Source organism: Ruficoccus amylovorans (assembly GCF_014230085.1).
GTDB lineage: Bacteria > Verrucomicrobiota > Verrucomicrobiia > Opitutales > Cerasicoccaceae > Ruficoccus > Ruficoccus amylovorans.
This window is the reverse complement of record NZ_JACHVB010000063.1, coordinates 17,785-41,332: the sequence shown is the minus strand read 5'-3', so window position 1 is coordinate 41,332 and position 23,548 is coordinate 17,785. Positions and strand designations below refer to the sequence as shown.

Genomic DNA, 23,548 nt, shown 5'->3' with positions numbered 1-23,548 from the left:
CCGGACAGAGTTACTTTAAAGTTAATGCAGCGATGAACAGTTCTCCGGACATGCCCGTCACCCAGCGCGATCTGGCCAGGCGGCTGGGGCTTTCCCAGTCGTCCGTCTCTCTCGCCTTGGCGGACCACCCCCGAATCTCCCCCGCCGTGAAGGAGCGTGTGAGAGCGGAGGCCGAGCGTTCGCGCTACCGTGTCGATCCGCGGCTCAGCGCTTTGGCCGCCTATCGCAACAAGAAAAATACCCCCAGCTACAAGGGCACCATCGCCTGGGTGACGAACTTCGAAGAGCGTGAGGGCTGGAAGCGCCACCGGCTTTTTTATGAGTTTTACGAGGGGGTCAAGCGCGCACTCCTGCGCTCCGGCTACCGGCTGGAAACACACTGGCTGGCAAACCCTGAGATGGCCCCGGAGCGCTTCCGCACCATGCTCCGCTCGCGCGGAATCGAGGGCCTGATTCTCGCGCCGCAACAGCTTCCGGATACCCGGATCGACCTGGACTTGAGTGACTTCGCCGCCGTCTCGCTGGGGTTTTCGCTGATTGAGCCGCAGTTCCATGTCGTCCACGGCGAGCTCTTCTCGGGCGTGGAGACCATTTACCGCAAGTACGAGGAATTGGGCCACAAGCGGATCGGCCTGCTCGTCGATGAGGAGTCTGATGACCGGACCGCGCACCACATCCTGGGTGCGTTCCTGGCCCGGGCTTACCTGGCGAAGCGCCCCGGTGCCGAACTGGTCAAGCGCATCGGGGATATGAGCGAGAATATCGAGGCGATCGCCGACTGGATTCGGAAAAACCGCATTGACGGGGTCATTGTTTCGGCGGGCAGCGCTGTGGTGGAAGACCTCACGCGGGCCGGCATCCGCATCCCCGAAGATGTTTCCTTTGGCGTTCACCTGCTGACCGAGGCGGCGGATACCGGGGGTATGGTGCTGGACAGCCAGCGGACGGGAGAGATCGCCGCGCAGCGCCTGATCTCGCTCCTGCATAACTGGGAGAAGGGGGTGCCCGAGAGCGTCGAGCATATCGCGGTCAAGCAGCGCTTCTACCTCGGAAAAACGATCATCGACCGTTCTTCGAATGGGTAGGGAGATGGTCATGCGTTTCAGTTTGTTCTCTCATTATACTGTTTTGTTATGCCTAAAGCGTTTCAAAAAATACTGTAGCCACAGTCTTTGAATGGCTAAATGGCTAAATGGCTAATTGTTAATTGTTGGATGTGAAACGTAGAAAACAACAATTAGCCATTTAACTATTTAGCCATTCGGTCTTTGAGCAGCCGGCTACGACTCTATTTAAGCCGCGCTAGTCATAGGCGTGGATGACTAATCTGTATGACTTTTGTTTTATAATGAATTAATTGGAAACGTAATGATGAGCCTTGAACTATTGCCTATATGAGATTGCCCAAGCCCTTGTTTGCCCTGTTGACCACCTTTGGAAAATGCGCCTGTTTTTGGCTGTCGTGCGCGGTATCGGCCCCAGGGGCGGAGGCGCAGATGCCATCGGCGGACATTCCCGCCCTCAATCAGCGATTTTCTGACGAGCGCTTTTTTACGGAGGAGATCGACCTGGAGTTTCCGGGCATGGCGGCGGTACGGACGGCAGTGGCGGCGGGAGATTATGACGCGGCCAAGGCCCGTCTGGCCGAGTATTACCGCTCGCGGGAGATCCCTGTTTGGGAGGGCTCGAGCGAGGGTACCGCGCTGACCCCGGAGCAGCGCTCAAATGGCATTCAGACGGCCCGCGACCTGCTCATGCACAAGCTGCTGGAAGGGCGTTGGACGGGCAAGTACACCATCGACTACGACAAAAAAATGCCCGGCGCGCGGGAGGGGTTTTTCCCGCGCATGTACTGGTGGGGAGGCATTGCCCAGGCTTATTTGGCGACGGGGGAACCGGAAGTGGCCACGACATGGGTTGGTCTTTTGCGCAGCTTTATCGAGCAGTGCCCACCTCCGTCCGATGACAAAGGGAACTACTACTGGGACGCAATGAAGGCAGCCATCCGCCTGCGTAGCGGATGGTCACAGGCATTTGCGGCTTTTCGGGAGGCGCCGGAATTTACCGATCAGGATATCACGAACTTTCTCAAGTCCGTCATCGAGCAGGCCGAGTACGCAAAGCGCCGTCACTGGCCGACGGGCAACAAGATTGCCTACGCCATGGTGGGGCTTTACGCGGCGGGTTCGGCTTTTCCCGAACTGGTCCGGGCAGATGAATGGCGCAGCTACGCGGTGGATCAGGCGCTCGGAGATCTTGACAAAGGCTACTTGCACGACGGGATGGGGGTCGAACAGTCGCCCGGCTACCACTATGCTTTTACCAACTACCTGACGATCGTTGAGATCGCCCGGATTACGGGCCGGAGCAGCCCCCGGTTGGCCGAACTGGTGGACGGCTGTGAACGGCTTTTTGCCGTCAGCGCGACGCTCGTCTCTCCGGATGGAACCTTGCCGGAGTACCAGGACTCGGGCGCAGTCAGGCTCAGGGAGGAGCTTGAGAAGGCGCTGGATTATTACCCGGACAATACGCTTTTTCAGTGGTTTGTCAGTAAAGGAGAGCAGGGGAGCGAGCCGGACTATCTGTCCGTGGCGCTTCCGTACGCGGGCTATATCGCCATGCGCACGGGTTGGGAATCGGACGCGAACTACGTCGGTTTCGATGTCGGCTCAATCGGGCTGGGGCACGCGCATCAGGACAAACTCAACCTGGTGATGTGGGCCTATGGCCGTGAGATATTGATCGACCCCGGACACGGCGTCTATGGGACGGAGGGATTTTCGACGTGGGCGCTCGACACCTTTTCGCACAACACGGCACTGGTTGACAACCGGCCGCAGCGCCGCAAGTGGGGCAAGTCCGGCGGTTACATTCCCTATGACCAACCGCTGGAGGACTTCACCTTCGAGACCGGTCCGGGCTGGGACCGGGCATCCGGGGAGTACACCGACTCTTACGGGTTGGCCGGTGAATCCGACTCCTACCCCTACACCGAGGGCGGTAACTTTAATAAAGGGTGGGGCAAGCCTGCGGCGCAGTACCGGCGGGTCTTTTTCCTGCACCCGGATATCGTGCTGGTGGCGGACACGCTCGTCTCGCTGGACGGAGAGAGCCATGATTACGAACTGCGCTGGACGCTCGACAGCACCACGGTCGAGGGGCCGGACGGTATCTATGACGCGGTTGCGACAGCCGACCCGGGCAAGCCTAATATACTGGTGGCGGCGCTCGATACCTCGCTCCTTGACACGGAAACGGTTTCCGCCGGCACCGATCCGATCATTGGCTGGAACTTTCAGCGCAAGGATCGCGACCCGGTTCCGGCCACCACCATCCGTCACATGAAATGGGGTAAAGACGACGTGCGTTTTCTCACGCTGCTAGTACCGGTTCGCGCCGAAGCCGAGCTTACGCTGGCGGATTGTGAGCAGGTGGACGCGGATACTTTCGTGTTCCGGCTTTCCGATGGGCGCGCCTTTGCGGCCACCGTTCCAGCCGATACCACGCAGCCGTTGAGGATTGAGCCGCTGGGCGTGGCGAGTGGTGAGAGCGATGCCCGGGGTGGTGAGTGAGGCGAGGTTTCTTGCTGCGCTGAGCTGTATCTGTATCGGATGGTGTGGCGGACCCGGTCGCTGTCTTTGAGGATCGGATCGTTCGGCGCATGCGTGCGCTGATGGAGGAGGTTCACGCCCCGCAGGAGCAGTTCCGTCGGTACAGGCTATAGCAGTAGGGGAGGGTGATCGGGGCGGTAGAGGCCTCACAGAGCAGTCGATGATGCCGGTATGCATCTGGGTCATACTGATGATCTCGGATCAATCACGGTTGACCGTTCGTGTTAAGGCATGGATTCTACTATCATCGTTTTGATGAAGTAGTTCGTCAGGGACGAGTAGTGCTAACCCCAAAATATCTGTTATTATGAGTAAAATTAGTAGGTCATTTTTTGTTGTTTGCTTTGTGACTTTGTTAGCCCCGGTTTGGGGGTTGTCTCAAGTTGAAGTTGATCTGACTACCGTCGATGATGCCATGATCGACGATCTCGCTCCGGATACAAACTTCGGGTCTTCTGCCGAATTGGCGCAGACGAAGAATCAAAGGAAAAGTTACCTCAAGTTCGATGCCAGTTCCCTTGATACGGTTACGGATGTCAGCTTTTCGGCTTACTACACGGCTCCCTATGCGCGTGTCGCGTGGGTCTACCTGATCGTAAACAACGATGGCAGTGAGGTGGCCTGGGATGAAGATACCATCACGTGGAATAACGCTCCGGCCAACCAGACGGACGGGAATGAATTCATCGCGGGTGCCAATCAGACCGTTACACAGATCGGCACTATTGAAGGTATTGTGAACTCGGTCGTCAGCTTGACTTTTCTGACGCTGGAGACGGACGGAGTGGACGGTAAGGCCCTGCTGCTGAGCGCGCTCAATAGCGGTGACCGCACGGTTACGCTGGGGCTCATGCGTAATGGCGACCGCTATACCCGCTTTGCCTCGAGCGAACATACGGGTGGTTTTATCCCTCCTACACTGGAACTGACCCTCGTGCCTGAGCCAGGGACATACGCGGCGATCTTTGGCGGTGTCATGCTTGCCGTCGCTGTGTTGGCGCGTCGTCGCAAGCAAGCTTGAGTGATAACCTGAAGATAAGGCATTATCGTGAATATGAAAGTATATCTGGCGGTGGCAGCATCGTGCGTGCTGATCGCCAACATAACAGGCGCGGCCACCGTGAAGCTGTCGGTAGCGGCTGATGCGACAGTGGACCAGGTGCTGCCCGGCACGAATCTCGGCTCGGATACCAATGTGAAGGCCCAGGACTCTACGGATGGCGGTGAGCGTCCGGTGTCCAAGGGCTATCTGATGTTCGATGCCAGCGGGCTTCCCCCGGTTAAAGATATCGAGTCCTTCACGGTCTTCTATTCGACCAAGCGCGGGCGCTCGGCCAGCTACTTCCTCATCACGGGGAAAGGGGCCAACGACTGGACCGAGGAGGCGATCACCTGGAATAACGCGCCCGCTAATGTCCCCGCTACCGACTTGGACGGTTTTACGGCGGGCGAGGGCCAGAACGTGATTCATTTAGGCTCGAATACGGGGAATCCCGGCGAGCTCGGTGAGATCGTTTTCGGTTCTGAGAAAAGTTCCGCGCAGGACGCGAAGCAGGCGCTGATAAAGGCGCTCAACTCTGGTGACCGTAAGGCGACGGTGGCCTTTTCCCACAACGGAACGCGCTTCTATAATATCGCGGCCCGGGAGAGCGGGAAACCTCCCGCCACGCTGACTTTGGTTGTGGCCGACTGATTTATCGCGAGTCGGGCGCGGCTGTCTGTGCATGGCGATCGCGCTCGGCTTTTTTGTCGAAAGGCAGGAGTCTTGAGTAGTTCCGGTGCTTGGCGTGGTTATCAATGGTGTTTTGCTTTATGAAATTCTTGGTCGAAAAAAAATGCGCCCTGTTTATTCTGGCCGTTGCTTGTATGAACCTGCCAACTGCGAATTTTGCCGCGGAGCCGGATGTCGCCATGCGCATAGAAAAGAACAAAGACCGGCAGCATCCGTATTTGCTTTTTCCCAAGGGCGAGGAGCAGGCGCTGGCCGATAAGATCGAGGCAGAGGCGCTTTACCGCGACGCCTATGCGAACCTCCTGGCCTTGGCGGATGTGTACGCCGCCGAGCCTCCGGTCTCCTATCAAGTGATCGGGCCGCGGCTGCTGGCGGTGTCGCGCGAATTCCTCCGGCGCGTGGAGTATCTGGCCTTTGCCTATCGCATGAGCGGCGAGAAGAAATACCTCAAGGGAGCGGAAAAGGAGATGCTCGCGGTGGCGGCTTTTCCGAGTTGGAACCCGAGCCACTTCCTCGATGTTGGGGAGATGGCGACTGGCATGGCCATCGGTTACGACTGGCTCTATGATGATCTTTCGCCGCAAGTGCGGGAGACCGTGCGCAAGGCGATTATCGAAAAAGCCATCGAGCCCGGATTGGTGGGCGGAGGCTGGGTCAGCACCGGCAGCAACTGGAATCAGGTTTGCAACAGCGGACTGGTCATGGCCTCGCTCGCGGTGATGAAGGATCAGCCCGAAGCCGCTGCCACGCTGGTGGAGCGAGCTGTTAAAAACGTGCCCATCGCGCTGGAAAAATACGAACCTGACGGCGCCTATCCGGAAGGCCCGACCTACTGGGGCTATGGCACCGGATACACCGCGATTATGCTGGAGGCGCTTCAGACCGCCCTGGGTGAAACCTTTGGCCTGAAGGAGACCAATCCCGGTTTTATGGGCACGGCGAACTATTACCTGCATGTCTGCGGGCCGACGGGTGCCGAGTTTAACTACAGCGACGCGGGGATGGGAAAATATCCGCTGGAGGCCATGCCGTGGTTTGCCAAGGACCAGGGCAACCCCAGCCTGATGTGGAGCATGCGCGAACGCATCCGCCACCACATCGACGAGGGCGGCAACTGGAAGCACTATCCGCTGGTGCTGCTCTGGGCTCCCGGGTTGAAGAACCTCCAGCCTCCGGCTCAAAACCATTGGCATGCCGACGGCGAGGTTCCTGTCAGCCTCCACCGTTCGGGCTGGGAGGATGATGCCACTTTTTTCGGCACACGGGCGGGCAAGGTGACGCCCCCGCATTCACATCTGGACATCGGCTCTTTTGTGCTGGAGGCCAGCGGCGTGCGCTGGATTGTGGACGCGGGCATGCAGTCCTATGACATCGCGGAGCAGGCCGGCTTGAACAACTGGGACCGCAGCCAGTCGGGCGACCGCTGGAAGATTTTTCGCAACAACAATTTCAGCCATAACACGCTGACCGTGAACGGCCAATTGCAGAACGTGGACGCCGAGGCCCGCTTCATCGGGTTCTCGGACGACCCGCTGGGCCCCTTCTCCATCGTGGATATGACGGAGGTTTATGCCGGCCAGCTAGACAGCGCGAGCCGTGGGCTGAAGCTCGTCAACGGCGATTCCCTGCTCGTGCAGGACGAGGTGAGCACGCCCGCATGGCGTCCGGTTACGCGGGTCAGGTGGGCCGCGATGACGGAGGCTGACATCGAGCTGATGGGCGATCGCGTGCGCTTGCGCCAGGCGGGCAAGACGCTGGACATTTTTGCTGATGGGTTGGAGGGCGTCGAGTTCCGGCTCTTCGATCGGAATGTTCCCCCGGCGGAGTACGACTTGGTGAATCCGGCTCTGCGCCAATTCGGTTTTGAACTGGAACTCCCTCCCGGCGAGGACTTCGAGTGGCGAGTGCTCTTCGAGCCGCGCGGCGATGGGCAGGCGAAATTACCTCCGTCCAAGCCGCTGGCTGAGTGGTAGTTGTGTTGCGGAAAGATTCATCGCACCCTTGCTTTTTGTCCGCATGTGAAGCCAAAGAGGACTAACAATGTTACCAATATGAATGCGTTATACCATCGAACCCGGCCCGAAAAACACTACCCTCGTCTGGCAATGACCCTGAGATTACCCGCCCTGTTATCCGCTTTTCTTGTCACTGCGACGCTGGCCTGTGCGCAAGCGACTCCGACGCAACCGAATTTCCTTATCATCATGGTGGACGATCTCAATGACTGGATCGGCCCGATGAAGGGGCACCCGCAGGCGATCACCCCCAATATGGACCGTCTGGCCGCGGAGGGGCTGACCTTTCTCAACGCCCACTGTCCGGCTCCACTGTGCGGACCTAGTCGGGCGGCATTGTGGACCGGACGTTCCGCCGCGACGACGGGGATTTATTTTCACATCCGTGACGACCAGATCATGGACAACCTGCCCGGGGGCGTGGAGGCGGTCTTTCTGCCCGATTTGCTCGAAGCTCACGGCTACCATACGCTCGGGGCGGGGAAGCTCTTTCATGCCGGAGACATGGCCCACTCGTTTGACGAGTATGGCCCCGGCTTCAGCTTCGGTCCGAAGCCGTCCGAGAACATGCGTCTGAACTTCGAGCCCAACTGGACTGGCCCGCGTTACACGAGTACGGACTGGGGGGCTTTTCCGCAAAAGGACGAGCAACTGCCCGACTACGATATTCGTCAGTGGGCCGTCGAGCGGATCGACGCCGGCATTCAGGAGCCTTTCTTCATGGGCGTGGGTTTTGTCCGCCCGCATGTGCCCTGGTACGTGCCGCAGAAGTGGTTCGACCTTTTCAAGCGCGATGAGATGCAGACTCCGCCTTACCTGCCCGATGACATGGACGACGTGCCCGCCATTGCACAGATACTTTGCACGATTCCGGGTTTTCCGACGACGGAGTGGGCACAACTGGCAGGAGAGTGGCAGGCGATTGTTCAAGCTTATTTGGCCTGTGTCGCCTTCACCGACTACCAGATCGGGCAGGTGCTCGACGCCCTCGCCGGAAGCCCCTACGCCGACAACACCATCGTCGTGCTGATGGGGGATAACGGCTACCACCTGGGCGAGAAAAACCGCTTCGCCAAGATGGCGCTCTGGGAACGTTCGACAAAGGTGCCGTTTATTTTCGCCGGGCCGGGGATTGTCGCCGATGCGACCAGCGACCAGCCGGTCAACTTGCTCGACTTTTATCCAACGGTGTTGGAACTGGCCGGGGTTCCCGCCCGCACGCCACTGGAGGGCTACTCGCTCGTTCCCCTGCTGCGAGATCCCGAGCGGGCCGACTGGGAACATGTTTCCCTTACCACGCATGGCCGCAATAACCACAGCGTGCGCGACCGGAACTTCCGCTACATCCGCTACGAGGATGGCTCGGAAGAACTCTACGACCACCGGACCGATAGCTGGGAACATACCAACCTCGCGAGCGATCCGGCCTATGCCGGGGTATTGGAGCGTCTGCGCCAGGGCTTGCCGCAGGCTGACGCACCCCTGGCCAAGGACAGCCATCTCGACCTGACGCCGTACCTGCGCGAGCGCAGTGCTGCCTGGCGAAAGCCTTGAGCTTGTCCTCTCTATCGCAGCGGGGTATGTACGTGCTCCGTGAGCAGTTTAGAATCAGGCCATGACGAGGGCCTGCTCGAAAAGCTCGTCCAGCGAGCAGAGCCGGATCTGCATGCCAGCTGCCTCCAACGGGTGGCCCAATGGTGATCTCACCGTACATGCCGGGCGATTCGCGGTCGGAGGGGGCTGGGAAGCCTTGGTTCTGCCGGGAATGGGCGGCCAGTTGCCAGGCCCTCTTGGTCGAGAGAACGATCTGGGCGCTGTAGAAAATCGCTTTCAGATTGGGGAGGGCAGCCAGCAGCTCGGCATTAACCGCAGGCATCGCCCCAGCCGGAGAAAATGACTTCGCCCCAGGGTAGCCTGGGACACAGTTGCTCTAGCGTTGTGAAAGGCAAAGCGGAAAGGCTGTTTGCCGCCAACTGCGGGTAAGGCTGTGACAACCGGCAAGCGGCGAGTTGTGCGTGACCGCTTCGCCGTTGACGCGGACGCGGCTATTCGCCCGACTGGATGTTTTTGACTGGAGGAACCGGGTCAATGACCTGTCCGGCGGCGAGCAGGCGTTGGCGCAGTTCGGGGTAGGGCACGTCCTGAACGTCGATGCTTTTCTCCATCGCGAGAGCGGCCGCCTCGACAGCGGACTCGGACAGGATCATGAAAACCGGCTCCATTCGGATCGATCCAAAGGCGATGTGCGAAGCCGAGAGGCAGAAGGGGATGAAGAGGTTGCGGCACTCGCCGCGCCGGGGGATGATACTGCGGTAGGAGACTGGATAGGGTGGGCCGGAGTGGACCTGTACGTCGCCATCGTTGCGGACCTTGCCGTCGATGACAAGGCGGCGGCAGTTGTGCGAGTCCATCGTGTAGGCGGCGAGCGAGACCGGGTCGTCGATTTTTTCCCGACCCATGCAGTGGTGCTCGGTCATCACCATGTCGCTGACGAGTCGTCGGGCCTCACGCACATAGAGTGCGGGAGAGAAGCCGCCTGTCGCGGTGAACTCGTCCCGGCACCAGCCCCAGTTATTGAAATTATCCCGGAATTCGGCAGGGACTGCCGGATCGCTGGCCCAGAACCACAGCAACCCTTTGGTCCAGCGCACATGCGCCTGGAAGATTTTCTCGCGCTCGGCGTACCCGGCCTCGGGGAAGCCGTGGTTCATGCCGATGTAGTCGGTCGAGACGGCGCCGTGGTTGTTGAGGTCGATCTTGCTGTTGATGAGTCGGTCGAACTTGCTGAAGGCGGGCACGTGCCCGGCTCGGCAATAGCGCGCGAGCAGTTCGTAATCCGCCCGGTCGTAGCCCTCGGGTTCGGTGATGGGGAGGCGGTTGTCGGGGTTGTCGGTCAGGCAGAGACGAAAGTTGTAGGCCTGCACACGGCGGTCGCCCCGCCCGCGCACGTAGTCGCCGGAATCGATCCCCGGCAGCAGTCCGCTGGAGGGGTCGCCCTCGATACGGTAGGGATCGACGTCGAGGGTGAACTGATGATACTCAAGCACCTGTTCCCCGCTGTAGGTCTCGTCGTAGAGGCTGTTGTCCTCGCGGCCCACCGTGTAGCTGACTCTGGCTTTGGCCATGAGATCGCCCTCGTAGCTGGCATCTATAAACTGTTGGGCCTGCACGCGGATACCGTTCTCTGTAGTGATAGCCTGGATACATCCGCCGGACATTTCCACGGTGTCGAGAAAGCTTCCTGTATGGCAGGTGATGCCGTGCTCGTCCATCCATTCGCGGAACACGCGCGAAGCCACACACGGCTCGAAGCGCCAGTTCTCGCCCTGCCCGTAGCACTGGCCGACACGGCGGTAGAACTCCCGCGCAAGCCCTCCGATGGCGAACTTGTTGCCGATGTCGGTCAGTCCGAGCCCGCCGGCGGTCAGCCCGCCGAGGTGGAGTCCCGGCTCCAGCAGGGCGACGCTCAAGCCCTTGCGGCGTGCGGCGATAGCGGCGATAATGCCCCCGGAGTTGCCGCCGTAAACGCAGAGATCGACGTTTAGGTTGAGCCCAAGTTGGGTTTTCGGTTGGAAATAGTAGCGCAGGGTTTCGCCGGTGGAGGGGCTGGACATAGATGATAGTTTGCCGGAGTGCTTGGAGAGTTCCAAGAATACACGCTTTGCATATTTAACATAAATGTTATGGTTTTTAACCCTATGTCCGCATGGAGAGTCGCCGGTACTTTTCTCCTCCGTCTGGAACAATCTGGGGGCTGGCACTTGTCAGCTTTAACAGCCCGCCCGCAGCCCGAGAGAGAACCCTAAAGCGACATGCTCTAGGTTGCGCGGACTCGTTCCGCATTTTGTCCACGTAGCCTACTCGCTGATGATGGCGCAGCCTATGAAATGAATAACTTGGCGTTTCTTCGCGTCCCTTCGCGGGCAATTTTTTATCCGCCCAGAACGGAGGAGCTGAGTTGCATGATCGAGGAGACGACGCCGAAAACGAGCAGGAAGATGAGCGAAAACACGAACAGCAGCGCTCCGGTGGCGATGACTGTGGTCAGGCGCTTCATCTGTGCTTCCAGCCCGGCGTGGCGGTTGCGGTAGATGTGGCTGAAGCCCTTGACCAGACTGCCGGTGTTTTCACTGATGCTGAGAATGTCCGCGTCCATGTCGGCGAGGATATCCTGGCTGTGCAGGGCCGAGGAGATCGAGGCTCCGTCGGAAATGAGCGAGCGGCAGGTGCGGAAGTGTTGACGGATCTCCTCGTTGCGGAAGCCCTTTTCGATCAGTTTGAGCGCGTCGGTCGTGTCCACGCCGCTGCCCAGCAGAATCGAGGAAAGATTGGCCATGCGGCTGAGTTCAGCGTTCATGACGATGTTTTTCAACACTGGTACGCGCAGCAGGAAACGGTCGGTGGCGAGCTTGCCCTCGCCAGTCTTGCGCCACTGGAAAATCCCCACGCCTGCGACGAAGCCCAGCACGACGAGAATGGGGCCGCCGGTGAGGGAGAAGTTGGCGAAGCCGACCACAATCTTGGCTGCCAGCGAGAGCTCGCCGCCCATGTTGTGCAGCATCATTTCCACCTTCGGCATGAGGTAGAAGAGCACGAAGATAAGGACGAAGAACACAACCACGAGCAGGAAGGCCGGGTAGGAGAGGCCGGTGATGATCTCCTTGCGCAGGGCCAGTCGAGCTTCCAGCAGCTCGATGATGTTGCCGAGGATGGGCTTGATGTTCCCGGTGGCCTCGCCCGCCTCGATCATGGAGGCCAGGGTCGGGTCGAAAAGCTTGGGCCGGCGGCGCAGGGCGGCGGCCAGGGTGGAGCCTTCGCTCAGGTCGCGCCAGAGTTCTTCGCTGATGGCGTGGAGCACCGGGTCGGTCAGGCGCTGGTTGAGGGATTTGACGGCGTCGCCCATCGGCATGCCGCTTTCCACCAACTGGTAAATCTTCTCCAGCAGCGAGAGGCTGATCTTGTCGGCCTTGGCGCGGCCAAGTTGCATCTTGTCCAGATCGATCTTCTTGATGTCGGCGGCGGCGATGCGTGGTGAGGAACTTTTGGCCTGCGAGGAGCCACCAGTCGAGTTTAGCTCGACGGGGTTGAGGCCGCGCTCGCGCAGGCGACGGCGCGCCTCGTCGCTGCTGTTGGCGTCGATACGCCCGTTCTCATAGCGTCCCCGTTTACCGAGGGCCCGGTACGTGTAGGTCGGCATCGGGCGGTCAGTTCTTGCTGTCCACGGTTTCGTCCTCGGACTGGAGGTCGGCGTAGCGCATGATCTCGGACAGGCTGGTCAGCCCGTGTTTCACATGGTGCCAGCCGCAGCCCTGGAGCGTGCGCATGCCGTGTTCGAGCGCCCGCTTACGCAGTTCCCGCGCCGAAGCCTGCTTGTAAATCAGGTCATGCACGGTGTCGTCCACCCGGAGGATTTCGTACAGCCCGATCCGGCCCCGATAGCCGAGGTTGCGGCAGTCTTCGCAGCCGCAGGGTTTCTTGATGCCGTGGGCGTACTGGATTTCCGAGGGGGGCAGGCCGAGAGACATGAGGCAGGAGCCGACGTAAGTGATGTCCGCGTCGTCCACCTTTGCACACGACTGGCACAGCCGCCGGACCAGGCGCTGGGCGATAACCATCTCGACCGAGGAGGCGATCAGAAACGGCTCGATCTCCATGTCGATCAGGCGCGTGATCGCGCCAGGGGCGTCGTTGGTGTGCAGGGTGGAGAGCACAAGGTGGCCGGTGAGCGAGGCGCGCACGGCGATGTCGGCGGTTTCGCGGTCGCGGATTTCCCCGACCATGATGACGTCCGGGTCCTGGCGAAGGACACTGCGCAGGGCGCTGGCGAAGGTCAGCCCGATCTCGTGGTTGACCTGGGTCTGGTTGACCTCGGGAATTTCGTATTCGATCGGGTCTTCAACGGTGATGACGCGCCGCTCGGGCGTGCCGAGCCGGTGCATAAAGGCGCTCAGGGTGGTGCTCTTGCCGGAGCCGGTCGGCCCGGTGATGAGCATGATGCCGTGCGGCAGGTCGAGGATCTTGTTGATGGCGTGCTCGTCGGACTCGATAAAACCGAGATCCTGAATGGACGCTGGTTGGCTCTGCTCGCTGAGCAGGCGCATACTGATGCTCTCGCCGTACATGGTGGGCAGGGTGGAGACGCGCACATCCACCTCGTCGCGGCCACCGCCGTAGGTGATACGTCCGTCCTGCGGGCGGCGTTTCTCGGAGATGTTCAGCCGCGACATGATCTTGATACGCGAAATGATGGCCCCCTGGTAGGCGACGAGATTCTTGGGGACGGGCACCTGCACGAGTCGCCCGTCGATGCGGTAGCGGATTTGCAGAGATTCGCGGCGCGGCTCAAAGTGGATGTCCGTCGCCCGGTCGCGCATGGCCTGAGCGATGACTTCGTTGACGAAGCGGATGATGGCGGCGTTTTCGTCTTCCTTTTCCTCCTCCTTTTCGGCGGTCTGGTCGAGGAAGGCCTGCATCTCGGGGTCGTCAAGACTGTCGGAGCCGACGCCGAAGCGCTCGACGAGGAACTGGTTGAGCTTCTCGGGCAGGACGAGGAAAAAGGTGATCTCGCGGCGGACGGCGGAGTAGAGCCATTGGCGCATCTCGTCGTCGGGGGGCCAGGAAGTGGCCATGCAGAAAACATCGCCCCACTCGGGCGGGGGCTTGATCGGGACGCTCTGGTAGCGGAGCATCATGCGAATCGGGATGGCGGCGGCGGTCTCGGCGTCGGCCTCGAAGCGGTCGAGCACATCGAGCCCGGTGCCGTTGGAAATCATGACGAGCAGCTCGCGTTCGCTCAGGCCGGTCATATCGGAGAGCAGGCTGAGGCGTTTGGCGCGTGGGGCGTCAGCGAGGGCCTGCATGTGGGAGGGATCGACACCCTCCAGCATCCGCTGGATGGGCGGAAGGTTCAGGACATCCCTGTCGGCGGCATGGACCGTATGTGCACTCATTTCGGTTGCTCCAGCTTGAGGGTGTCGGTGAGGCTTCCTTTCTGCAAAACGAGTGTACCGCTCTCCGGGTCGAACTCCGTGATTTTGTAATCCTTGATTACATCACCGACACTGACCCAAATGGCAGGTTCCACGTCTTTTTGTATCAGGCAGATGTTCCACTTACCATCCAACCACATGTAGCCGTGCAGGCTCAAGCCTGTAATTCCACCCTTCTTGGCCAGCTTTTCCTTGAAAGCGAGGGTCATGAAGGGGGAGTTTTCCAGCAACGGCGTGTAGTCCTCCATCGTCTCGGCGGTCAGTACCGCCGAGGGTGAAAGCGCTCCCGCGAGCAGGCAGATCAACAGTCGCTTCATCGCCGGGGGCCGGTCGTGGTGTTGGTGTTGGTGTTCTGGGTGCGGGAGTTGGCAACGTCTTCCTCGGCTTCCTCGGGGTCCGGGGGCGGAGGGATGAGCTTCTCCTGCTCCTTGAAGCGGCCCTTCTCAAGATAGGTCGCGATATCCTGGCCGATGGCGGTGCGGTCAAGCTCTTCGGAGGTGAGCAACTGCGACTCGTCGAAGCTGTCCACGATGTAGGGTTTGATGAAGATAATCAGTTCGCGAACGGCCTGGTCGTTGTTTTCAGGCTGGAAGAGTGGGCCGAAGACGGGCAGGTCGCCCAGGATGAAGACGCTGCCGTCGGTTTTGGAGGAGTCCACCTGTTGGAGTCCGGCCATGACGATGACCTCCTTGTCGCGTACGCTGAGGAAGGACATGGCCCGCCGTGTGCTGATGATCGGCTGCTCGTTGCCGTCAATGGTCTGGGTGTCGATGACGGTTTCGACCACCTGCTCGATGTCCATCTGGATGTAGCCCTTGGTGCTGATGAGCGGGCGAACCTTCAGGTTGATGCCGATGTCGCGGTACTCGACGGTGGAGCGGGTTACGAGGTCCGAGCTGTCGAGACTGGAGGCCGAGCTGGTGATGATCGGGCGGGCCTCGCCGACGTTAACCACGGCCTGCCGGTTGTGGGTGGTGGTCAGCGACGGGGCGGAGAGGACCTTGACGAACTTGTTTTCCTTCGCCACCCGGAAGACCGTGTCGAGGCTGAAGTCGTTGATCGAGAACGAGCCCTCGAAGGCCGGGTTGCCACTGGAAATGGCCGGGGCACTCGTGTTCATGCTGGTCTGGTTCGGGGCGGTGACATTGTAGCTGATCCCGAAGGAGTCCAGGCCGGAAACCTGCTTGTCGGACAGAATCACCTCGGCGATGACGACCTCGATGCGCACCTGCGGCAGCACGTCGTCGATCTGCTTGATGAGTTCGCCGATCTGCTCCAGGTCGAATTGCGTCCCGTAGGCGAGCACGGCGTTACTGCGGTCGTCGGCCACGAGGCTCACGTAGGGGCTGAACTGGAGGTCTTCGTCAAAGGAGAAGATGTCGCTGTAAGTGGCGGATGAGGTTTCGGTCAACAGATCGCCCTGGCCTCCACCTGCTCCACCGCCGGCAAAGGTTTCCTGCCCCATGCCAATGGCGCCGTCGGCTTCGCCGCCTTCGTCCTGGCCGTTGGCACCGCGGCGGAAAATGCGGGTGAGGGTGCTTTCGCGTTCACGCACACGCTGCTGCTGGCTGATGAGTTTGGAGATGGTCGAGGCGACCTCGTTGGCGTCAGCGTGCCGGATGAAGAAGGTGCGGCTTTGCGTCTTGGGCGAGATCTGCACATCGCTGATCTCGATCAGGTTTTCGAGCTGGGTGATGTCGCTGTCGGTCCCGTAAACGATGATGCTGTTGTTGCGGTCATTCGGGGTGATGGTGATATAAGGGCTGAACTGGAGGGCTTCCAGCGTGACCTCGGCGGCGGAAGCGTTCGGGTCGTCCGGGTGGATGTTGCGGATCTGCTGAATGCTGGAGCGGACCTGGCGCAGGGCGCGTTCCTGGCCGCGTACGACATTGTTGAGCACGGCGTAGAGGCTGCGGGCCTGGGCGTTTTCCAGCAGAAAGACCTTGCTGCTGGTCAGCGGGGCGACCTCGATGTCGATCTGCTTAATCAGGTCATCGAGCTGGCGGATGTCCGAGGCGGTGCCGTAAACGATGAGCGAATTACTGCGGCGGTCCGGCGTGATACTGATGAAGGGGCTGAACTGGAGCGCCTCATTGCCCTCGATCACACCCTGGCTGGGCGCGGCGGTCGGGTCGGCCGGGGCGTTGGCTTCGCGTGCGGCCGGGTTTTGCACCTCGCGGCTTTCGGAGCGCACCTGGTTGAGGGCGCGGCGCTGGCCGTTTATGATGTTGTTGATGAGGGACGCAGTCTGGCTGGCGTCGGTGTGCGTCAGCGGGAAAACCCGGGTCGTGGTGATGGGTTCGACCGGGATGTCGGTCTCGGTGACAATAGAGCGTATGCGCTCAAGGTCCTGCTTGGTCCCGTAGGCGAAGAGTGCGTTGGTGCGGCGGTCCGCGCCGACCATGGCGTAGTTACTGAACTCGAACCCGATCTCGGGGTTGGCGAGGGCAGAGGCGTCGCCGTTGTTGGACTGGGAGACGGTGCGCTGGCGGGAGAACATCCAGCGTTGGTAGTTGATGATGTTCTGGACGACGCGGGCGAGCGTGCTGGCCTCGGCATGCTTGAGATAAATGACCTCGTTCTGCGTGAGCGGGGCGCTGGGCACGTCGAGCTTCTCAACCAGTTGGCCGATTTGGGCGATGTCCTGTTGGGTGCCTTGCACGAGAATGGTGTTGTTACGGTTGTCGGCGATGGTCGAGATGAAGTTGCTGTACTCGAAGCCCTGTTCGGCTGACTGCTGCCCGGCTGCTTCGGGCCCGGCCGAGGAGGTTCGGTTGTCGGTGCTGAGTCCGGCACGGGCGAAGTTACGTCGTTGGACGTTCACGGTGTATTCGATGACATTGCGGATATCTCCGGCCAGGGCGTGCTCGATGGTGAAGACCTTGCTGGTGACGTAGGGCGGGGACTTGATGTCAAGCTGGGCGATGAGCTGCTTGATCCGCGCGATGTCGTTATTGGTTCCGTACACGACGAACGCGAGGTTCGAGGGGTCGGCGTAGAGGCCGACATAGGGGCTGAATTGAAGCTCGGGCGTGGTGTCTTCGACCATGACGGCATTGGGGTCGGAGGCCGTGGTGGGCATTTCCAGGGCGGGCAGTTCGGTGCTTTCCTCGCCTCCAGCAGGGGCTTCGACGGAGGCGGTTTCGCTGCCGCCGGAGAGGCGTCCGACCTCGTCGCTCTCCTCGCGCTCCTGCACACTGAAGCCCCGGCGGGAGAACTCGCGTTGCTGGTGCCGGACGATGCCGTTGATCGTGCTCCAGATGCTCCAAAAGTTGCCCTGGGTGATCTTGATGACTTCGGTGGTGGTGAAGGGGGCGATCTCCTGGTCGAGATCCTTCACGATGGTTTCAAAGAATTCGAGGTTTGTCGGGTGGGTGACGACGAGCAGCTTGTTCGTGCGGCTGTCCACGAAGACCATGCTGTCGTTGAGCCGGTTCTTCATCTCGGTGCGCAGGATCTGCTGGAGGGAGGTGCGGATGTTCCAGGCCGAGCCGTACTTGACGGGGAAGGTGTACAGCTCCATGCGCGCATCCGGCGGCTGGTCCAGGTATTCGAGGACTTTCTCGATGCGCTGGAGGTTGATCAGGCTGTCGGTGATGAGCAGCGAATTGGTCTCGGACTGGTTCTGCATCGAGGAGCGGCGACGGTCCGAGAGGAGGCCGCGGACGTTGTTGTAGGCGGAGCGGCTGTCCGCGTACTTGAGCTTGAAAATCTTCGTGTAAATCTGCTCCGACATGGAGTTCTCGGGCAGGGTGTCGATCATGGGTGGGGCGCTCTTGTCGGGGTTGGCCGAGGAGATGGCCCGTACGAAGCCGTTGTCGAGCAGCCGCAGGGAGACGCCGTTGAGGGCGAGCAGACTCTCGATGGCGAAGATGGCGTCGGTGCGCTTGAGCTTGCTGCCGCTGTTGAAGTTGAGCCTGCCGCTGGGAAGTCCCTCGCCGGGGAGGATGACCCGTCCGCTGAATTTGCTCAGCAAATCCAGGGCTTGAAGGACCGGCATGTTGCCCATCACGATGGGGCCGACCATTTCATCGGGAGAAATGCCTTCGGCGGGTTTGCAGATAATGTCGTGCGCCTGCGTGTCGGCGGCCGGCGCGGGCTGGGCCGAGGCCGGGGCGAGTGCCCAGGCGAACAGTAACGGCAGGAGGAACCAGTGGGGTTTCAGTTTGAGCATGTTGACCAGTTGGACGGTGAAAGGTTACGGGGCGTTTTGAGCCGGAGGGTTGACGTAAAGGGCGGTCAGGCTGAGGCGGGCGTTGAGCAGCCGCGGGTCGGCCCGGTTGGAGGACAGGGCGAGCTTCTCGACCGCGATATAGGGGCGCTTCTCGTCAAGGGCCAGTTGCAGCCCGATCAGGTCGGCGAGGGAAATGTTGCGGAAAGTGACCTGCACGGTCGAGCGGGTATAGACTTTACCGGAGACGACCTGCGGCGAAGTCAACTGGTGCTTGAGCTGGTGCTCACGCGAGTAGGCATCGACAAACGCGGTCAGCCCGCTGCCGTCGAGCATTTGCTCGCGGTCGAGCCGCGTGGTGGCCTGCTCCAGCTGAGCCTGAAAAAGCGGGGAGCTTTTGAGCCAGATTTCCTGTTGCTTGACCTCCTTGCGGGCTTCGTAGAGGACTTTGCCGCTCTCATCCCAGCGGCGCGAGAGCGAGCTGGCCCAGATCAGGATACAGACTGCGATAAAGGCGGCCAGCATGAGCCGTTCGCGGGCGGAAATGCTTTGCAGAATGCGGATCATGCGTCGGGGGGGTTGGGGGCGTCGGAGTCAGGGGCGGGCTCGGCATTTGTTTCTTCAGGGGCGTCGGCCGGTTCGGCCTCGCTTTCGCTGGTCGTGTCGGTCGGGCTGGCGGCGGCATTTTTTTCGCCGGTGCGCGGCTTGCCGCCATTTTGGGCCTTCTTTTTGCCGGGGGTGCCGTTGGGGTTCTTTTTCCCGTTCTGGCCGGGGCGGTGGACCGGCGGGGCCGCCTGGGCGACCTCGGTGTCCGGCGCGGGCTCGTCGGGGGTTTCCGCTGCGGGGGGAGGGGTGAGAAGCTCGGCCGGAAGCTCCGCCTGGAGGTTGCCGGTTTCGGATTTGATGGTGAAGGTGACGCCGTCCTTGTCTGTCTTCAGGTTTGAAAGCTGGGGCTGTTTGAAGCGTGGGTTTTTGTCGAGGACGGACTTGTACTCGTTGAGTGTTTTGACCTCGGGAGACTGACCGTTGAAGACGAGGCTGCCCTGGTCATCCACCGCAAAGCTGGTGAACGAAATGGAATCGGGGCGGCCCGTATTCAGCTCCATCAGCCAGCGGTAGGGCTGGAAGTCCTGATCGAAAAGGGTTTTGAGGGTTTTGACCATCGCTTCGATGTCCTGCAGGCGTTGGACTTCGGGGGCCTGCCGCGTGACCTGCTGCGCGAGGGCGGCGGCTTCGGATTGGCGGCGGAATTGCAGAAACTCGAAAATGAGCAGGGCCGCGACGGTGATGGCGACGACGGTGGCTATCTGCCCGAGGCGGCGCCCGAGACCGGCCCGCTGCTGCTGGTCGAGCAGGGTGGTGTGGTCGCGGACATCGGCGGCGAGCAAGCGGTTCGTCTTCCTGAATTCGGTGCGCTTCCAGTCTCTCCAGTCGTCGTTCTCGCTCTCGCAGCGCTGGAGTTGGAAAGAAACGGTCTTGTTCTTGCGCGGAGTGGTTTCGGAAATACGGATCAGGCCGGGGGCGATGTTTTCATCGGAATCGGCCTTGGTCAGGCTGCGAAGCATTTCTTCGCGCTTGAGAAACACCGAATCGGTTCCCGGGAGGATGTCGGAGAGAAAACGCGAGACGAGCCGGGTGGGGACGTTGGAAGCCTTCTCGAAGAAGAGCGCGCTCAGGCACTCTTTTTCCAGGAAAAATATCCAGGTGGGTGTGTCGAAGCTCAGCCCCTGCGTAGCGACGAAGGCGGGGAGCACAGCGGTTTCGCTCAGGGAAACCGCATCGCTGGCGGATTTGAAAACCAGGTCTTTGGCCCCGGCGTAGTAAAGGAAGTGGCTGCTGTTGATGCCGCGGTTATCCAGCAGAAAGCCCCAGCTCGTCTGCTCAAGGGGAAGAGGGGAATGCTCGTCCACCAGCCCCTGTACCATCGCGGCCATGTCGCGGCTGCGAATGCCCTTGGGGATCGGGTAGCTGGCCACGTAAAACAGCGCCGACGGGACGAGCCGAACCCGGTCAGAGGTCGGCTTGTCGGTGGCAGATGGGGGCACCGGGGCTTTAGGCATTAAAATAGAGGCTGGTTTTCAGTTATACGAACAATGCGAAAGGGATAAGTTCCGCCGGGATGTTTCTGGGTCAGATCCAGGAGTGCATTAAGCACGTAGATACTCTGACCATCACTGACGGCGATTTCGGCAATGATAAAATTAACCGACCGGTTCGCGGGCAGAACGTTCCCATCATTGTCTTTGGGTAATTCGCTGTCGTCAAGGCCGGGTCTGAGGATGCGGTCATCTTCTGTCCCGAACTGCGTGTCCGTCCCGGCGAGGAAAGTAAGTACCTGGTCCGGATCAAAATCGCGCTCCTCGGCCAAGGTGAGCAGCACCAGTTCGCTCGCGGTGTTGAAGTTGACCTCCCCCTTGCCGAAGAGGGAGACGTTGGCCTTGAAGGTATTGTAATATTCGTTCGGGACGCCGCGCTCGTCGAAGAACAGCGTCTTGAAGCCCTGCACGTAGCGCAATTCGCGGAAGTCACGCAACGGGCGGTTGGCGGAGCGGTAGGGCGGGTCGAGCTGGGCGTAGGTCTCGGTCTCGGCACCGTTTTCGCGTTCCTCCTCGTCGGGGTCGATCCAGTCCAGCAGGCTGTCGGTCAGCGTCTTCGACTCGGAATCCTCGAAGCCCATCTGCTCGAAAAAGAGAAGCCAGCGGGCTTCGCTTGTATCGGTGAGCGAGAGCTTGCCCGACTCGTCAAAGAGTCGCACCCGGGCCTGGATGCCGGGCGGAAGCTCGATCAAGGCGGTTTCGGCGGACATCTGGCCGGTCGTCTCGGCTGAGGGTTCAACCTGCGTGACCGCGCGTTCGAATCCGTCCTGGGCCGCTTCCGCGTTTTCCACGTCGAAGACCAGGTCGTTGAGAAAGGACTCAGCCTCGTCGGTTTCCGCCTGGGCGGTGTCAGTCGTGTCGGTCTGTTCGGTTTCGTCAAATCCCAGCTCGTCGTCGCTGTTAGCGGGTGGGGCCGGAGGTGGGGTTTCCTGGGGCAGGGCGCTCTTGAGTTTGGCGGAGTGGGCCATTCCGGCATAGGTCAGGGGGAGGCCCCAGCCCTGTGACGGGGAATAGATGCCGCCCTCAAAGCGCTTGACCTCGGCCAGCACGCCGATGCTTACCTCGAGCAACTGATAGGCGGTTTCCCGAAGTTGCGTCCGGCTGACGGGTGAGGTCGTGACGGCCAGGTCCTGGCGCACGCCGCGCAGGATTTCCAGGGCCAGCCAGGTCATGAGCAGGATCATGCCCAGGGCCAGGACGATGACGACTCCCCGCCGCTTCCGCTGCTGCCTAGTAGTCGAGAACATGGTGCGTGGGGGTGTCCAGGTAGATGGTTCGCCGGACGACGACATCGTCGCGGTCAAAAATCAGGGTCACGTTCCGGGGCTTCTCGTTGCCATGCTGGCGGCTGTCGTCGCTGGCGAATTCGAACTCCCACTGATTTTGCCCTTCGTCGTAGTAGCCGTACTGGATATCGGAGGCCCAGGGGGAGAGCAGGGTGTAGTTGATCGTCCGGTTGTTGTTGGTGAATTTCGGGTCAACGTACCAGGCCAGCCAGAACTGGTGGTTTTCTTCGTCGAACTCCAGAAACGCGTCGATGGCCGGGAGCGGATGCTCGTCGGAGACGAAGAAGGCCAGATCGCGGTCGATCTTGAAGGAGAGGGTGGATTTTTGACTAACCGGAGAGGTACTCCATCCGAATTGCGGACCCGGTCGCGCGTTGCTGTTGGGGTCGGGGGGAGGGCCGGATTCACTGGCCAGGGAGCGCAGCAGGCCGATCACGCCGTCTGCGTGCCGGTCAAAGAGCGGACTGGTTTCGAGGGTGAAGTAACTGCGTGTGAGCGCGAAAAGCATGGTGGCCCCGGCAACGATGAGCAGGCCCAGCATGGCCACGGCCAGCAGGACCTCCAGAAAACTCATGCCAGCCCGGAAGCGGTGCACCTTCATGAGTCGTCCTCGCTTTCGGTGATACCGCGGGCGGCCAGCCGCAGCTCGAATTCCTTTTCCTTGGCCTGAAGCAGGGTCGAGTTTTCCTCGGCGTCAGCCCAGTTCGGACGGTACGCGGTGATGCGTCTCTGGAAAGATTCCGCCTCCCCCTCGGCCTCGAAGGATATGTCCAGCTCGACGACATAGACGTTGAGCAGGCGGGTGGGGTAGATCTCGGCTTCCCAGCGGGCGCTGACCGCGATGGTGGTTTCGCTCTTGTCGCTGCCGCCGGGGTTGGGGACGTAAACCTCGATTGTGCCGCCTTCCTCAAGCTGTTCGCGTGAGGGGATTTCCATGATTTCCTGACGCACGTGGCGCAGGGCGTAGCTGTATGGGTTGGACAGGCGCGTCATGGAATAGGCGCGCATGGCGTCGGAAACCGTTCTCCCGAGGACAGTCGCAGCCAGCCCCAGCAGCACGGTGGCGACAACCACTTCTGCGAGGGTAAATCCCGCTCGACGCGGGAAAGAGGGGGTGGCTTTAGAGAACATCTTCTTCTTCCCAGCTAAGGGCGGAGAATGCGTCAAATCTCAGGGTAAAGGCTTCGGTTCCATGAGTGTAGTGGACCAGGAACGGGAGTGAGGCTCCGTAGGGCTGGAAATCCAGCACCTCGACCGGGTCTTCCTCGGCTTCGAAGTTCGGCTCCTCGGTAAGCTGGGACTCGGGCTTGATCCGGTAGAAGGTCATTTCCCCGTCTTCGGGGACGCCGGGCAGCGTGATTCTGGCCAGCTCCTTGCCCTGCTGATCGCTGAGCGAGAGCGCGCCGTTCTCCGCCTCGTAGCGGAGGCTGACGATGCCGCCTTCCAGCCGTGCCAGCCGGTAGCCTTCGGCCACGGCCCGCTGGATCTGGTCCCGGGCCGGGCGCTTGTCGTAAGAGCCGGAGATATTAAAATAGTTTACGATGACAAGCCCCAGCACCGCGGCCAGCAGCGACACCACCATGAACACTTCGATCACGGTGAAGGCTGGCTGTCGCCGGCGGCGTGCAGGGCTTCTCATGTAAACTGA

The 23,548-nt window shown here is 60.7% G+C and carries 17 protein-coding genes; 6 read left to right on the top strand and 11 right to left on the bottom strand.

Annotation, left to right across the window (positions count from 1 at the left end; genetic code table 11):
* Positions 1-32 precede the first annotated feature (32 nt).
* The 6 genes from H5P28_RS18020 (at position 33) to H5P28_RS17995 (ending at position 8,912) form a co-directional block, all read left to right on the top strand.
* A complete protein-coding gene (locus H5P28_RS18020; protein ID WP_185677087.1) occupies positions 33-1,085 on the top strand; it encodes a LacI family DNA-binding transcriptional regulator in 1,053 nt (350 codons plus the stop codon).
* A 309-nt stretch (positions 1,086-1,394) separates the two neighbouring features.
* Complete coding sequence (locus H5P28_RS18015; protein WP_185677086.1) at positions 1,395-3,572, top strand: alginate lyase family protein; 2,178 nt, start codon at positions 1,395-1,397, stop codon at positions 3,570-3,572.
* 346 nt (positions 3,573-3,918) lie between these two features.
* Positions 3,919-4,632 (top strand): DNRLRE domain-containing protein, encoded by a 714-nt coding sequence (locus tag H5P28_RS18010; RefSeq protein ID WP_185677085.1) that lies wholly within the window; start codon positions 3,919-3,921, stop codon positions 4,630-4,632.
* Between the two features lie 33 nt (positions 4,633-4,665).
* A complete protein-coding gene (locus H5P28_RS18005; RefSeq protein WP_246456599.1) occupies positions 4,666-5,304 on the top strand; it encodes a CBM96 family carbohydrate-binding protein in 639 nt (212 codons plus the stop codon).
* A 173-nt stretch (positions 5,305-5,477) separates the two neighbouring features.
* Positions 5,478-7,316: a heparinase II/III domain-containing protein gene (locus tag H5P28_RS18000; protein ID WP_185677083.1), complete on the top strand. Its 1,839-nt coding sequence runs from the start codon at positions 5,478-5,480 to the stop codon at positions 7,314-7,316.
* Positions 7,317-7,448: 132 nt separating this feature from the next.
* Positions 7,449-8,912 carry a sulfatase gene (locus H5P28_RS17995; protein ID WP_185677082.1) on the top strand — a complete coding sequence of 488 codons (1,464 nt, stop codon included), beginning with the start codon at positions 7,449-7,451 and terminating at the stop codon, positions 8,910-8,912.
* 491 nt (positions 8,913-9,403) lie between these two features.
* On the opposite strand, the gene H5P28_RS17990 is transcribed toward H5P28_RS17995, so the two are convergent.
* The 11 genes from H5P28_RS17990 to H5P28_RS17940 form a co-directional block, all read right to left on the bottom strand.
* Complete coding sequence (locus tag H5P28_RS17990) at positions 9,404-10,972, bottom strand: FAD-dependent oxidoreductase (RefSeq protein WP_185677081.1); 1,569 nt, start codon at positions 10,970-10,972, stop codon at positions 9,404-9,406.
* Positions 10,973-11,289: 317 nt separating this feature from the next.
* Positions 11,290-12,555 (bottom strand): type II secretion system F family protein, encoded by a 1,266-nt coding sequence (locus H5P28_RS17985; protein WP_185677080.1) that lies wholly within the window; start codon positions 12,553-12,555, stop codon positions 11,290-11,292.
* A gap of 7 nt (positions 12,556-12,562) precedes the next feature.
* Positions 12,563-14,308 carry a GspE/PulE family protein gene (locus tag H5P28_RS17980; protein WP_185677079.1) on the bottom strand — a complete coding sequence of 582 codons (1,746 nt, stop codon included), beginning with the start codon at positions 14,306-14,308 and terminating at the stop codon, positions 12,563-12,565.
* Positions 14,305-14,664 (bottom strand): hypothetical protein, encoded by a 360-nt coding sequence (locus H5P28_RS17975; protein ID WP_185677078.1) that lies wholly within the window; start codon positions 14,662-14,664, stop codon positions 14,305-14,307. Before H5P28_RS17975 ends, H5P28_RS17980 begins: the two co-directional genes overlap by 4 nt.
* The gene (locus tag H5P28_RS17970; protein WP_185677077.1) at positions 14,661-18,521 is read right to left on the bottom strand and encodes a secretin N-terminal domain-containing protein; all 3,861 of its coding nucleotides are present in this window, start codon (positions 18,519-18,521) and stop codon (positions 14,661-14,663) included. The genes H5P28_RS17975 and H5P28_RS17970 overlap by 4 nt, the downstream gene beginning before the upstream one ends.
* Positions 18,522-18,545: 24 nt before the next feature.
* Positions 18,546-19,085, bottom strand: a complete 540-nt coding sequence (locus H5P28_RS17965; protein ID WP_185677076.1) for a hypothetical protein — start codon at positions 19,083-19,085, stop codon at positions 18,546-18,548.
* Positions 19,082-20,578 (bottom strand): PilN domain-containing protein, encoded by a 1,497-nt coding sequence (locus tag H5P28_RS17960; RefSeq protein ID WP_185677075.1) that lies wholly within the window; start codon positions 20,576-20,578, stop codon positions 19,082-19,084. Before H5P28_RS17960 ends, H5P28_RS17965 begins: the two co-directional genes overlap by 4 nt.
* Entirely contained in the window at positions 20,578-21,861 is a 1,284-nt protein-coding gene (locus tag H5P28_RS17955) for a type II secretion system minor pseudopilin (protein WP_185677074.1), read from the bottom strand. The genes H5P28_RS17960 and H5P28_RS17955 overlap by 1 nt, the downstream gene beginning before the upstream one ends.
* Positions 21,845-22,501, bottom strand: a complete 657-nt coding sequence (locus H5P28_RS17950; protein WP_185677073.1) for a PulJ/GspJ family protein — start codon at positions 22,499-22,501, stop codon at positions 21,845-21,847. The genes H5P28_RS17955 and H5P28_RS17950 overlap by 17 nt, the downstream gene beginning before the upstream one ends.
* A complete protein-coding gene (locus H5P28_RS17945) occupies positions 22,498-23,031 on the bottom strand; it encodes a type IV pilus modification PilV family protein (protein ID WP_185677072.1) in 534 nt (177 codons plus the stop codon). Before H5P28_RS17945 ends, H5P28_RS17950 begins: the two co-directional genes overlap by 4 nt.
* A complete protein-coding gene (locus H5P28_RS17940; RefSeq protein WP_185677071.1) occupies positions 23,021-23,539 on the bottom strand; it encodes a type II secretion system protein in 519 nt (172 codons plus the stop codon). Before H5P28_RS17940 ends, H5P28_RS17945 begins: the two co-directional genes overlap by 11 nt.
* Between the last annotated feature and the right edge of the window lie 9 nt (positions 23,540-23,548).

What these genes read in the sequence shown, in the direction of transcription:
- H5P28_RS18020 (WP_185677087.1), top strand. Translation starts at nt 33, where the DNA reads ATGAACAGTTCTCCGGACATGCCCGTCACCCAGCGCGATCTGGCCAGG.
- H5P28_RS18015 (WP_185677086.1), top strand. Translation starts at nt 1,395, where the DNA reads ATGAGATTGCCCAAGCCCTTGTTTGCCCTGTTGACCACCTTTGGAAAA.
- H5P28_RS17995 (WP_185677082.1), top strand. Translation starts at nt 7,449, where the DNA reads ATGACCCTGAGATTACCCGCCCTGTTATCCGCTTTTCTTGTCACTGCG.
- H5P28_RS17960 (WP_185677075.1), bottom strand. Translation starts at nt 20,578, where the DNA reads ATGCCTAAAGCCCCGGTGCCCCCATCTGCCACCGACAAGCCGACCTCT.
- H5P28_RS17950 (WP_185677073.1), bottom strand. Translation starts at nt 22,501, where the DNA reads ATGAAGGTGCACCGCTTCCGGGCTGGCATGAGTTTTCTGGAGGTCCTG.
- H5P28_RS17990 (WP_185677081.1), bottom strand. Translation starts at nt 10,972, where the DNA reads ATGTCCAGCCCCTCCACCGGCGAAACCCTGCGCTACTATTTCCAACCG.
- H5P28_RS17945 (WP_185677072.1), bottom strand. Translation starts at nt 23,031, where the DNA reads ATGTTCTCTAAAGCCACCCCCTCTTTCCCGCGTCGAGCGGGATTTACC.
- H5P28_RS17965 (WP_185677076.1), bottom strand. Translation starts at nt 19,085, where the DNA reads ATGATCCGCATTCTGCAAAGCATTTCCGCCCGCGAACGGCTCATGCTG.
- H5P28_RS18010 (WP_185677085.1), top strand. Translation starts at nt 3,919, where the DNA reads ATGAGTAAAATTAGTAGGTCATTTTTTGTTGTTTGCTTTGTGACTTTG.
- H5P28_RS17980 (WP_185677079.1), bottom strand. Translation starts at nt 14,308, where the DNA reads ATGAGTGCACATACGGTCCATGCCGCCGACAGGGATGTCCTGAACCTT.
- H5P28_RS18005 (WP_246456599.1), top strand. Translation starts at nt 4,666, where the DNA reads ATGAAAGTATATCTGGCGGTGGCAGCATCGTGCGTGCTGATCGCCAAC.
- H5P28_RS17985 (WP_185677080.1), bottom strand. Translation starts at nt 12,555, where the DNA reads ATGCCGACCTACACGTACCGGGCCCTCGGTAAACGGGGACGCTATGAG.
- H5P28_RS18000 (WP_185677083.1), top strand. Translation starts at nt 5,478, where the DNA reads ATGAACCTGCCAACTGCGAATTTTGCCGCGGAGCCGGATGTCGCCATG.
- H5P28_RS17940 (WP_185677071.1), bottom strand. Translation starts at nt 23,539, where the DNA reads ATGAGAAGCCCTGCACGCCGCCGGCGACAGCCAGCCTTCACCGTGATC.
- H5P28_RS17955 (WP_185677074.1), bottom strand. Translation starts at nt 21,861, where the DNA reads ATGTTCTCGACTACTAGGCAGCAGCGGAAGCGGCGGGGAGTCGTCATC.
- H5P28_RS17975 (WP_185677078.1), bottom strand. Translation starts at nt 14,664, where the DNA reads ATGAAGCGACTGTTGATCTGCCTGCTCGCGGGAGCGCTTTCACCCTCG.
- H5P28_RS17970 (WP_185677077.1), bottom strand. Translation starts at nt 18,521, where the DNA reads ATGCTCAAACTGAAACCCCACTGGTTCCTCCTGCCGTTACTGTTCGCC.